The sequence below is a fragment of the Microcoleus sp. K5-D4 genome, assembly GCF_036704575.1.
In the GTDB taxonomy this organism is placed as follows: domain Bacteria; phylum Cyanobacteriota; class Cyanobacteriia; order Cyanobacteriales; family Microcoleaceae; genus Microcoleus.
Genome location: NZ_JAUBSD010000001.1, coordinates 79,958 through 91,302 on the forward strand (window position 1 = coordinate 79,958; position 11,345 = coordinate 91,302).

Below are 11,345 nucleotides of genomic sequence, written 5' to 3' on the forward strand. Positions count from 1 at the left end.
CCCGTGCCAGTCGTACCGCTTGTACCCGTTGTACCCGTGCCAGTCGTACCGCTTGTACCGCTGGTACCGCTTGTACCGATGCCACTCGTACCGCTTGTACCGGTTGTATCCGTGCCAGTCGTACCGGTTGTACCGCTTGTACCCGTGCCAGTTGTAGCGGTGCTTGTACCGCTTGTACCGCTTGTACCTGTGCCAGAACCGCCACCAGCACCGCCGCCAGCACCGCCCGACTGGGCTGAAGCAGGCACTGCTAAGGAAACCGTTGCTAAACCTAAAGTACAAGCGCTTGCTAAAACAACTTTCAACAATTTAGAAGATTTCATGGTAATGCTTGCTTTTGCATAGAGTGCTGCGATCGCTTGTGATGCCAAAACCGCAGGGTCAAATTGACAGCGTAACGTGCAAATTTTCTAACCTTCGCTGCGGAATAATGAAGGTAAGGGAGCATATTTAGTCCCGTTTCCTGGATTGTTTCCCACGGAAAAATTAGACCGCCGCGTTAACAGTTTATAAGCTATTAGGTATCGTTCAAGTTCGCCATTCATCTTTAGGAATATTTGACAAAATGGCTTTTTATTTCAGGTGGTGGATGAAATTTGATTGAGCGGCCGACTAGCTCAATCAAAATTTGTGTACGGGGGATAAAAAGCGGGTTGATCTGAAAAATTTTGGGTTGAGTAACGAGACATATACGCATCAACCGGGTTTCTGAGAAAAGCGCGCGGTTGTTCCTATAAATTTTCTCCGGCGGCTGGTGCTTTGAGAGAGAAATTATTGATTTTCTCACCGTCAATTTTGGGTTGGGCCTACGCCATAGGAGTTAGTTTAAAAATTGTTTGAGCGCTATTTTTCCTTAACTTGCTGCTGGCAATTTGGGCGCTGACAGAATACCGCTCAAACTTTCCCCGAAACTAAATTCTCTCAAAACGCCCCATCGACCGTTTTGATTCGCTAAAACACCTGCGACCGCGCAACAGCAGGGCTTTGGACTGGATTTTGACTAGCCTAAAATAGGAAGGCGAACTGAGGGCTATCCAAGTCGAACCCGCACGAGATTACATTAACCAGCGGCGGCGCACTCGTCAGAATTGCTTGAGAGTGCGATCGGCTAAACTCTGATATAGTAAAGCCCACACTATGCCAGATAGCGCTTATTTTCTAACACATTTCACAAGCAGATATCAAGTATGCTGTATCGAATTATTGCCAGAATTGGCTATCTAATGTTCATCGCTTTTTCTAAATTCGCAAGTGAAAAAGCCGAAATCATATTAATGACTGTTTCAGAAAAGAAATTACCCAAACACGGCTGAACCAGCAACGGCAACTCAATTCCATAAGCAGTTCAAAAAAAATAATATTACATCTGTCGTCGGTATGAAAAAAAATGTGGTTTAAAACTGGCTTTTAGAGAGAGGAAAGGAGTGGGTTATAGTATATAAGATTTAATTTGTGTTTAATAATTAGAGGTCATTATGCCAGAACAACAATTTGATACCTTACCTTCAGAAGCACAAGAACTCCCCCAAGGAGCGAAACAAATTTTTCAGGCCGCTTTTAAGAGCGCTAGTGAAGATGGAATGAGCGCCGATGGTGCTGCTAGCGTTGCTTGGAACAGCGTAAAATCTGAATACGTTCAAGGCGAAGGTGGTACGTGGCATCACAAGGGCGACGATACTAACCAAACCCGCAAATCTGTACAGTCTGGTGGCAATTAGTTATCAGCCATCAGTAATATCCTGTCCGCTAACATAACCCCTATCCGTTGTTTAGTGAGGGCTTCATTCCTCAAATTTTGAGGAGAAGGAAGAATCCTCACTATCAACCAATTGCAGTGACATTATTCTAGCGGGCATGAGATCATCAGTCATTAGCAATGTACTCATCACTTTTGGTTAATGCTTTACCTTGATACCTGTGGGAATCGCGGTGGTACAGAAGTTAACGCAGTTTGTTAACCGGCTGGCCCATATCCCATTGCAATTCGGCTAAAACGAGCAAGCTAAATACCATTACGGTTCCCGTAAATAGGAAAGACCAACTGCTCGTGAAAGGCACAATCAAAATCCCCAACAGGTGAAATAAACTTGCTGCTAAAAGCGCGCGCGATCGCACTGCAAATCCCGTCCCCAAATACCCAATTCCGCTCATTCCCAACCACAGGGGACAGAGATTCGCCAACACTTTTCCCCAACTGAGAAAAATTGCTAAATCGGTTAGCAGCAATCCTAATAACATTAGTATTACCCAACCGTAAAGCACCCAAATCAGGCGTTCTATTTTGACCCAAGAGTATGTCATGCTTACCATTGCGGCTGTACCTACGAGGCTAAGCGCTGACCACAAACCTGCTTGCAGCATCCAACTCACAGAAAAAAATTGTGCTGTCCCGAATATGGGTATCAACAGCAAGCTCCACAGCAAGCAAGTTCGATCGAGACAAGTATAAAATTGCGAATAAAATCGATCTTTGCCAAGGGGAAACTGAACCTGCCACAGCCCTTCTAACTCCTGAACCTCGATGTTAAGCTGTTTCCGGCGCAGAGGCGGAACTGAATAATTAAAAAAGGTCATATCTGACACTATTAAAATTTACAATTATTAGCTTAGGTACTATCTCACCAGCAATCGCTCTAATTGCAATCTGTCAATCGGATTAATCTAGTTAATTGGATAATCTGCCGGCAGTAATAGTTATTAGCTCGCACCAGATAACACAGGAAGAGATAGATTGCACAAGTTGATAAAATAGCTCTTGCGACAGATGGCTGGAATATTACTTATTCGATACTTTGAAAATAGTCAACTTTGTTACAGAATTTATGCTCACTTCATCCCATCCTCTGAAACAGGTATTCCACTGCCCGGAAGAATCGGATTTTTACGCGCACTGCTTGGAAAGTTTAGTGTTAAATGCTAGTGACAATTCTCGACTTATCGTAGAGTTTGGTTCAGGAGAGGGAAGTCCAGTTATTAAGTCTTTGTTGAGAAGTGATTTTGATGGGACAATACAGGGATTTGAGCTAAATAATGTAGCTTGGAAAATTGCTCAGTCTCAAATTAAGGAATATCAACTGAGCGAAAAATATACGGTCAACAATTGCTCTTTTTTTGATTCGCCTTTATACGAGTCGGCGGATTGTGTCATCTCAAATCCGCCTTACTTGCCGGCGGTGGATGATAAGATTTACCAGCCGCTGTTGCACGGTGGGAGTGATGGTTCGACAATTGCTAAGCAACTTTTATCTTTGGGCTGCGATGAAGTTTTGCTGATGGTTTCTAGCTATTCTAATCCTGTGGGTTTGATCGATTATGCCTTGGATCGAGGCTACTCGGTTGCGAATTTTGAAATTGCACCTTTAACTTTTGGCTATTATAGTTCGGAACCCAAAGTGAAAAGCGCGATCGCCACTCTCAGAGAACAGGGAATGGCTTTTTATTCGGAAAACATCTATCTGTTGGCTGGAGTTTTGTTTAAGAAGCACCAAAAGTCGCAAAGAGATTTGTCGATCGAGCTAATTCAGTTAATGACAGCATTTTAAAATACAGCGCTGGTAGTGTGCCTCTGAGATGTTGCACCATTGTCAGCAACAGGCAAGATGCCTGTTCCACAAGAAATAAACTCTTTGTGGAACAGGCATCTTGCCTGTTCCTCAAAAGCTTATTGAGAACGGTGCAATATCTAGGGTGCATCAGTCTCTGACCCACCCTACGATATAGCTGTTAATTGTGTTCTGTGGCTTGGATCGATCGCACTACAGCAGCCCCAGCCCGATCGCCGATCGCCTTCTCCTGATCGTACCCCAACACCAGCTCCCACGCATCGTCCGGATATCTATCAACCAGCGGGATCGCCACTTCATCCAACATCCAGCGGCCGTGACGCTCGTCTTCTTTGATGTGCAGTTCCCAATAACCCATCGCAGCCTGCGAGAGGCCCAGACGCTGGGCGGCGGCTAGATAATTGCGGTAAGCGACGGGTCCCGCCACCTCAAAATAAGTGAGTCCGCCGTTGTAGCGCAGAAAATGGCGCTTGCGTTCCGTCAGCAGAAAGTTGTGATTAATGCTTGCGAGCACTTCCCAAGGCACTAAATCGAAGTACGCTTCCGGTTCTGTACTCATCCCGAATTCTGCCAGCATCTGAGCAAAAAAGGTCGAGTGCTTGCGGGGGAGGCGACCGCCGCCGTATTCTTCGATCAGCACTCGCGTAAGGGTGCACTGAATTTCGTTGCCGGCACCGCCGAGGATGCGAGAAAGGCGGCTGGCTTCAACTAAACCGTCGAAGGACGCGATCGCCAGCAGGTGTTTGTATCCCTCTTCAGTCATCTGTTCCCGCTGGTAGCGATCGATCTCAGTTAGCGGAGGATCGACATCGGCGGCGGCGCGATCGCGCAGGGCTTGCTTGACATCCGGCAATTTTTGCAACGCTGCAACGTCGATTTGCGCCAGTTCCCACTGCTGCCAAGGTTCCTCAATGCGATCGCGCACAGAACGCAAATAGTGCGATCGTTCGTTATTGTAGCGGCGCAAATCGTCGTACCAAAACAAGTTGAGGCGGTTGATACGGTAAAGTACGCGCTGCAAGAAGCGGTGAGCGGCCTCATCGCCCGGTTGCTGTTGGTAAGCTGCTTGAATTGCATAGGCGATCGCGCTTTCAAAATCGCTGACAAGTAACGGTTTTGTCGCCACCGTCTTGTCTAAATCCTCGACTTCTAGCAAATTGACAAATTGGCGATCGGCTGCTTCGTAATTTGGGGGTGCGGGTTGCTTTTTGGGAAGACTCGGCGAGTCTATTTTGGGGAGTAAATCTGCCGTGTTTTGCATGGAATCAACTTATTATGACTTTGATTATTGTGCTGCCTGCCCAAACAGCCAACCGTTGCAGATTGCTGAGGATTCTGGCTAATTACTTTCAACATAGCGAATCAGTCAGCCGTATACACCCTTCCATTGATAGAGATTTGACAGAAATCAATTTAGTCACAACTGCCCCGATTCATTCCGAAAGCAGGGTGACTGACGGAGACTTTATCAAACTCCCCAAAGTAATTGGAGCTAATATCTGGGCATCTTTTTGAGCCGGCACTGCTTGCCGCCACGCTTTGATACCTCCTGAAAGGACAACAACATTCAGGCTAATATCCTTAATCTTATTAGTCTCATTTCCCGCAGATTCTTGGGAATACCGAGCGAGTTTTTCCAACTGTTTGTATGCTTTAACCGATCGCCCTCCTCTGGCACAATAAAGTACAATTAATGGCTGAGGTCGATCTGATTTAACCCTTGCTTTGACAATGGATTGCACCTGCTTGACACCGAACCCTAACTCAATATCAGTTAGGGGAACCAGCGGACTTTCACCGATGCGATCTTCCGCGTATTCTTCGGGCGATCGCACATCAATCAAAATCACTGGTTTGAACTTACCCTGCTGCAATTGATCAACAGTTACTTGTTTCGTATTTAAACTGGCGATAAAAGTTAGGATGTCCATGTGATGAAATAGGGCAACTGCACCCACAGAAGCAACACTCGTCAAGCCAAAACCCATAATTGCCAGCAAAAGGCGAGAATAGCGATTAATACCTGGTTTTGCATTTTTATCTAGCATTTTTCATCATCCTTGAAAATGGATAGAACATTTGTCCGACATATCCAGCAGGTATAGAATCCGAGATTCCATATTTATGAGGCATTTTTTTTGCTGGCATATAGATAGTGCCAAATAGCAAATCTAACAGTGGCAACTGAACAGCAAAGTTTTTGTTGTTTATTCCGGGAATTTTACTGTGATGCCAGTGATGAAATTGTGGGGTTGCTACGAACCATTTTAAGATACCAAATTTTAATTTAATATTAGAATGAATTAAAAACGCGATCGCCGCCGAGTAAAGAGCATAAACCACTAAACTCTCCTTGGTAAATCCCAACCAGTAAAGAGGCATAATTTTGCAAATCTGAGTAAAGAGTTGCTCACAGGGATGCACCCGCACTGCTGCTAACCAATCCATGTGTTCAATGCTGTGATGGACTGCATGGAATTGCCAAAGCCAGGGTACTTCATGCAGTAGTCTGTGAGCAATATAATATGCCATATCTGAAACGATAACTGCTTCGGCCAACTGCAACCAGACAGGTTGAGATGCTACTTTGATTTGCAATTCCGGGTTGAGTAAATTAGTTATCAGCGACACAAATACAGTCACAACAATAGCGCCTGATCTGCCAATAAAGTGACCTGTAAAAAAATATGTGGCATCGGTTGCCCATCCGAGACGGAATATCTTTTGCTTGTGCAAGGAAAAGATTCTTTCGAGGGGAATGAAGATGCAAGCTAAGACGATAAAGCCTTTGACAATTTCAGGTAACATGAGATTCTGATTAATGTCGATATTTACTTAAGCACGTCGCTACTACCAGTAGCGCAGACAGGATTACCATTCTGAAGGATAGGAGCAGGCGGTTGGGTATTTCCAGGAGAATTTGCTCCACACAGAATGGATACAGTAGTCTTCCCTTTTTTAGCTGCTTGGGAAACAGGTACTAAAAATACAGCTCCGACATAGCTAGTAAGATTATTGCTGCGGGCTAGACCATAACTAAACGCAGCATTTTTGGTAGATATAGTTGAATAGTTATAGTTGGTTGTCTGAGTTTTAATGCCGAGGCCTAGGGCATTAACGGAATTGGAAAATGCGCCCTCCTCGGCGTATATTGCTTGTTGACCTTTGTTCATTGAGCTAACATATTGTTTACCTTCTGATTGCTTCGCCTTGCCACCACAACCGACAAAAGAAGGGAGGGCGATCGCACCAACTATTATGCTGCCCAGAGGAAAGTAAATAAAAGTGATCCTCAGTAAGATTCCTACCCATGATTTACGTTTTTTGTCAGGGAGAATATTTTTTTCTGAAGATTCCGCTTTTTTATCGAGTGCATCGAGTTGAGGGTTTGTCTTAAGCTGCATGGTTGTTCTCGATACTGCTTGTTTGTTGAGTGCATCGAGTTGAGGATTTTTTTTAAGCTGCATGGTAGTTGTCCAAATGTGTTAGCAGAGTAGTTTTCAAGTGATTGACCTACTCCCCAGCGTAAACACATGGGGATTCTAGAGTCAAACAGCGAGTGCACGGGTAGCTTGTCTAATATCGCCTAATCGAACAGTCGATGCCAAGAAAAACAAGCAAGTTATTTTTAGCGTCGTTTTCATCCAGTCCATTGAGTGCGGTGGGGCTTGCAAACCTCACCTACTGCGCCTTGCTTCTACTCTATTTCTATTAAATCACGTGCCTATTTGAGAAGTTGAGTGAGTTCTCATCGACTTCTCATCGACTTTTCATTACTCCGTTCCCGGCAGAAAACTATCTACTTCTTTTCTCCCTCATTTCCCCCAAGGGGCAGGGCGGTTTCATTTTTCGTAGGGCGGTGCCTCCGTGTCCGTGCTCTATCGCTGCAATGCCAATGGATCGCGTCGCTGGGGAGGGGTAGGCACGGGGGCACTACCCCTACAAAATCCTGGTTTTTCTGATAATGAAACTGCCCTAGGGGTGGGGGGGTTCTTCCTTCGTGTCCTTAGCATCTTCGCGGTTTAATAATTCCATATTATTTGCCATTTAGCCGATCGCCAAAATACTCCTGATACAACCGACATCTGGGAATGCAATGATTTCCATCCAATTTCACCAACCCCATACTATTTAACTTAAACCCCAATTCTGACCTCACTCTAACTGGCTGGGAAACACTCACAATCTCTCTCATCGCCTCCATTAATTCCGAATATTTCTCTAAATTCCATAAATGTCGCCGCAAATGATCGCTGTAAATTCCCGCTTCAGTTGCAGATTCTTTCACTAACCGATCTAAAGTCACATCTTGACGTGAAATATGATACATTCCTAGCCGCACTAAATAAGGATTTCCGCCCACTAACCCCATCAAGTCTCCAACTTCATTCCCACTCCAATTCAATCCGTGCCGCTTTGCCAAGTCTTGCACTTGCTGAGAATTAAACTCTGGCAATTCAATCGGTAAACCCACATTAAACGGCGATTTATTCACATCCAGCGGGATATAAACTTCCGTCGAATGCACCACAATCAAACGAAACTTTTTCCAAATATCGCGCCGTTTTGCTTCTTCATGCAAAGCTCGCAATAAGCCAAAAAAATCATCAGCAATTTCCGGCGATTCAAACAGGCGATCGCTCTCATCCAAGCCTAACGTCAGAGGTTTTGAGGATTCTGAAAGCAAATACTGTTCAAAATAAGCCTTGCAGCACTGATTGCTGCCAATCAAATCGGCTAATTCCCAACACTTGGGCAACTGCTCCAGCATTCCTAACTCTTGACCGATGCTAGCACAAAACCACTGCAAAAATGTGTCTGAATTAGCGAATATTTTCCTATTGGCTAGCTGAAAACTCAGCGCTACCGTGCGAGAACCTTGCTGTTCTGCGTGATGCAAAATCCTCGCCATCAAGGAAGTTTTGCCCATTTGTCTGGGTGCTTTTATGCGGATCAGCGCTCCCGGTTGGGCGATCGTCTCGTAACAGCGGGATTCGATCGGAGGGCGATCGATATAAAAACGAGAAGCTATTTCAACTTGTCCTCCCGGCAATTCTGGCGGCGCTGCTGGCAGAGGTTGAATTATTGACTGTTTGGTGCTAGTAATTCCGTTCCATTCTACAGCTAATTCATGGTCGGCAGTTAACGATGTGCGACCTTCTTTGATAATCGTTAAAATTTGTGATAATAACTTAAATGAGTCGCCAACACCGCGCCACAGCCAGGGCTGAATTCCTGCTAAATAGCTCAGTAAATCAAAAGAAAGCGGTGTATTTAATTCAAGTAAAATCGGTAAGATTGCGGGTTTATGAGCAGTTGAATTGTGCAATTCTTTGGCTAGCTGCACTTGTTCCAATATCATTTCGCTCGCGGCCGATTCTTGGGAAATCAGCAACAGCAAATAATCGCAACGCTTTAAATATGAGGCTGAGTCGCTGCTGTTGTTAATAAAAAAGACTTCGTACCCTCCCGCACTCAAAGCTTGGTGTAACTGCTGAGAAAGGGTGGTGTTTGAGGTCGATCGGGCGTTGGCGTTAGCGAAGCGATCCGAAGGAAAGCCCTCGAAGACGATCGCCACTTTTGCCCTCACCAGCACTACCTCCTCTGGCTCTGAATTCGCGTCAAAATCGGCTATATCGCGCCATTCCTGCCCCAATCCGCGACAAATTTCGATGAAATTGGCATAATCCACAGGTTTGCCATTCAGAAAATGGCTGACAGTAGATTGCGCCATCCCTAAATCCTCAGCCAGGATTTTCTGACTGGGAAAGCCATTTCTCAGGAGACAGGATTTAACTGCGCGAATGCACTCTTCGCGCACCCTTAGCGATCGTGGCATTGCTTATCACAATCAAAACACTGAAACCATCATAAATGCCAACCGTCCCTAAAGTCGATGAAAAGTCGATGAAAAGTCGATGATTTTTCCAATAACTCAGTCGCCAACTCAAATAGCCACCTGATTAGATTAGAAATAACAAGGTTGAGCTACATCGCAACGAGGTAAAAGCATTGTGCATTCTATCCTAATTTGGTCGCTGGCCTCAGCCACTAATCAACCCGGTTTCGCCTTCACCCCGCCCCTATTCTGGCTGCTGCTGGGAGTTGTGCTTAGTGCGATCGAGTTATTAATCATCAAAACTCAGCCCCAGAAATACAGGTTTTACGTGCTAATGATGGGAGCTTCGGCTTTAATTGAATCCTTTATTTTGTGGAGAGGATCTGTAGCATTTCAGTTTAGTTGGGCGAACATAATGTATGAAGATTTTGACTGGCAGATTTTCTACTGGATGGGAATAGCCCTCGCGCTGAGTATTTGGATTCGACCAATTTTTATTGTCCGCAAAAAGTTTGTGATTCCCGAAGCAACCGAAGCGACAACTATCTCCGAAATTTTCCCCGGAGAAACCGGAATGGTGATTTATGAAGGGGCTTCGTGGAAAGCTCGCAATGAAGATTCCCAAGGTGCGATCGCACCCCGACAAAAAGTTTACGTTTTGCGCCGCGAAGGAAACACGCTGATTGTTGTACCTGACAAATTAATTCACATCAACGGCTAAACCTTAGTCGCAACCTCAATTCCTCTTTAGTTCACAGCTTAAAATTACCAGGAGATTCATTATGTATCAGTATTTTTTGATGGTGTTGTTTGCAATCACCGGAGTATCCTTAGCCAGCAGCGTCAAAATCGTCCGTCAAGGAGATGAGGCCTTAGTTGAAATTTTCGGAAAGTACGATCGCAAGAAACTTGAACCTGGTTTGACTTTTTTGATTCCCTTTGTGGAAACAGTTGCCTATAAACAAACTCTGCGCGAGCAAATTTTAAACTTGCCACCGCAAGAATGCACGACGCGCGATCGCCTTGCCATTACCGTTGAATTTATTGTTTACTGGCGAATTATTGACTTAGAAAAAGCTTCCTACAAGGTGCAGAATCTCAAGGAAGCGATGTTAAATATGCTGATTCTTTCAATTCGGACTCACATTGCGACATTATCTCTGGAGGAACTTTACACGGCTCGCCATGAAATCAATAATGCTTTAGTAGAGGAGTTGGATACAGCGACAGATCCTTGGGGTGTGAAGTTTACGAGAGTGGAATTGCGCGATTTTGCGATCGGCAGTAAAGTGGTTCAGCCCACATCCATTGACCGGAAAGAAGTACAAAAGCTGCGAGCTTAGAGATTAGTATTTCCTCCTTTTCCTCGTTACCAGGAAGATCCTGGTAACGCAGTTCCAGAGGCTCGGCCTCGCCGAATTTAATTCGCCTTGTATATACCATTTAAGGAGACAACACCATGACTAAACATCAAGAATCAAGTATGAGCAATTCAACTTATAACGGTTGCGGATGCTTACTGCTTTTAATGGGCATTGTAGTAATTGGCGCGATCGCTCTGCCATTATTTATTGCTGGCCCGCAAGATAAGACTAGGACATTTGAAGCAAAACAGTATCTTAGCTCAATGAATCACGCACAGAAAGCTCTATTTATAGAAAAAAGTGCTTTTGCTACTTCTGTTGATGCTTTAGGACTTGGCATTAAAACAGAGACAACCAATTTCAAATATTCAATTCGGGTCACTAAGAAAGCAGCATTTAATTATGGAGTATCCAAGAAAAACGACTTAAAAACTTATGTGGGCGGTGTCTTTCTAGTTCCTGCTAAAAACTTTGAGCCAAATGCTGCTAAAGAGGAAATAACTACAACGTCTATATTGTGCGAAGCTGATTCTCCCGGTACAATTAAACCAGCGGAACCCACCTATGAAAATGGTAAAA

11 protein-coding genes and 1 pseudogene are annotated in these 11,345 nt (G+C 44.7%); 5 read left to right on the forward strand and 7 right to left on the reverse strand.

The window, feature by feature from the left end; genetic code table 11:
* Window positions 1-323, reverse strand: a pseudogene (locus QUA77_RS00400) (hypothetical protein); the annotation flags it as partial.
* Between the two features lie 1,152 nt (window positions 324-1,475).
* Here QUA77_RS00400 and QUA77_RS00405 point away from each other — a divergent pair.
* A complete protein-coding gene (locus tag QUA77_RS00405; protein ID WP_333037413.1) occupies window positions 1,476-1,718 on the forward strand; it encodes a ChaB family protein in 243 nt (80 codons plus the stop codon).
* A 223-nt stretch (window positions 1,719-1,941) separates the two neighbouring features.
* On the opposite strand, the gene QUA77_RS00410 is transcribed toward QUA77_RS00405, so the two are convergent.
* Window positions 1,942-2,574 carry a hypothetical protein gene (locus tag QUA77_RS00410; protein ID WP_333448914.1) on the reverse strand — a complete coding sequence of 211 codons (633 nt, stop codon included), beginning with the start codon at window positions 2,572-2,574 and terminating at the stop codon, window positions 1,942-1,944.
* A 248-nt stretch (window positions 2,575-2,822) separates the two neighbouring features.
* Between QUA77_RS00410 and QUA77_RS00415 the strand changes: the two genes are divergently transcribed.
* Window positions 2,823-3,542, forward strand: a complete 720-nt coding sequence (locus QUA77_RS00415) for an SAM-dependent methyltransferase (protein ID WP_333448915.1) — start codon at window positions 2,823-2,825, stop codon at window positions 3,540-3,542.
* Between the two features lie 181 nt (window positions 3,543-3,723).
* Here QUA77_RS00415 and QUA77_RS00420 read toward each other — a convergent pair whose 3' ends face one another.
* The 5 genes from QUA77_RS00420 to QUA77_RS00440 form a co-directional block, all read right to left on the reverse strand.
* Window positions 3,724-4,824, reverse strand: coding sequence for an iron-containing redox enzyme family protein (locus QUA77_RS00420; RefSeq protein WP_333448916.1), 1,101 nt, complete (start codon window positions 4,822-4,824; stop codon window positions 3,724-3,726).
* A gap of 172 nt (window positions 4,825-4,996) precedes the next feature.
* Window positions 4,997-5,611 carry a rhodanese-like domain-containing protein gene (locus tag QUA77_RS00425; protein WP_333448917.1) on the reverse strand — a complete coding sequence of 205 codons (615 nt, stop codon included), beginning with the start codon at window positions 5,609-5,611 and terminating at the stop codon, window positions 4,997-4,999.
* Window positions 5,601-6,371, reverse strand: a complete 771-nt coding sequence (locus tag QUA77_RS00430) for a sterol desaturase family protein (protein WP_333448918.1) — start codon at window positions 6,369-6,371, stop codon at window positions 5,601-5,603. Before QUA77_RS00430 ends, QUA77_RS00425 begins: the two co-directional genes overlap by 11 nt.
* A 23-nt stretch (window positions 6,372-6,394) precedes the next feature.
* The gene (locus QUA77_RS00435; protein ID WP_333448919.1) at window positions 6,395-7,030 is read right to left on the reverse strand and encodes a type IV pilin-like G/H family protein; all 636 of its coding nucleotides are present in this window, start codon (window positions 7,028-7,030) and stop codon (window positions 6,395-6,397) included.
* Between the two features lie 569 nt (window positions 7,031-7,599).
* The gene (locus tag QUA77_RS00440) at window positions 7,600-9,402 is read right to left on the reverse strand and encodes an AAA-like domain-containing protein (RefSeq protein ID WP_333448920.1); all 1,803 of its coding nucleotides are present in this window, start codon (window positions 9,400-9,402) and stop codon (window positions 7,600-7,602) included.
* A gap of 175 nt (window positions 9,403-9,577) precedes the next feature.
* On the opposite strand from QUA77_RS00440, the gene QUA77_RS00445 reads away from it, so the two are divergent.
* From QUA77_RS00445 to QUA77_RS00455, 3 genes are all read left to right on the forward strand, one after another.
* Window positions 9,578-10,123 carry an NfeD family protein gene (locus QUA77_RS00445; protein WP_333448921.1) on the forward strand — a complete coding sequence of 182 codons (546 nt, stop codon included), beginning with the start codon at window positions 9,578-9,580 and terminating at the stop codon, window positions 10,121-10,123.
* A 61-nt stretch (window positions 10,124-10,184) separates the two neighbouring features.
* Entirely contained in the window at window positions 10,185-10,745 is a 561-nt protein-coding gene (locus QUA77_RS00450; protein WP_333037403.1) for an SPFH domain-containing protein, read from the forward strand.
* A 116-nt stretch (window positions 10,746-10,861) separates the two neighbouring features.
* Window positions 10,862-11,345, forward strand: a 484-nt coding sequence (locus tag QUA77_RS00455; protein WP_333448922.1) for a type IV pilin-like G/H family protein, incomplete at its 3' end; no start/stop codon positions are given.

Excerpts from the sequence above, each read along its gene's own strand:
- QUA77_RS00410 (WP_333448914.1), bottom strand. The coding sequence starts at position 2,574 with ATGACCTTTTTTAATTATTCAGTTCCGCCTCTGCGCCGGAAACAGCTT.
- QUA77_RS00430 (WP_333448918.1), bottom strand. The coding sequence starts at position 6,371 with ATGTTACCTGAAATTGTCAAAGGCTTTATCGTCTTAGCTTGCATCTTC.
- QUA77_RS00440 (WP_333448920.1), bottom strand. The coding sequence starts at position 9,402 with ATGCCACGATCGCTAAGGGTGCGCGAAGAGTGCATTCGCGCAGTTAAA.
- QUA77_RS00435 (WP_333448919.1), bottom strand. The coding sequence starts at position 7,030 with ATGCAGCTTAAAAAAAATCCTCAACTCGATGCACTCAACAAACAAGCA.
- QUA77_RS00405 (WP_333037413.1), top strand. The coding sequence starts at position 1,476 with ATGCCAGAACAACAATTTGATACCTTACCTTCAGAAGCACAAGAACTC.
- QUA77_RS00415 (WP_333448915.1), top strand. The coding sequence starts at position 2,823 with ATGCTCACTTCATCCCATCCTCTGAAACAGGTATTCCACTGCCCGGAA.
- QUA77_RS00425 (WP_333448917.1), bottom strand. The coding sequence starts at position 5,611 with ATGCTAGATAAAAATGCAAAACCAGGTATTAATCGCTATTCTCGCCTT.
- QUA77_RS00420 (WP_333448916.1), bottom strand. The coding sequence starts at position 4,824 with ATGCAAAACACGGCAGATTTACTCCCCAAAATAGACTCGCCGAGTCTT.
- QUA77_RS00450 (WP_333037403.1), top strand. The coding sequence starts at position 10,185 with ATGTATCAGTATTTTTTGATGGTGTTGTTTGCAATCACCGGAGTATCC.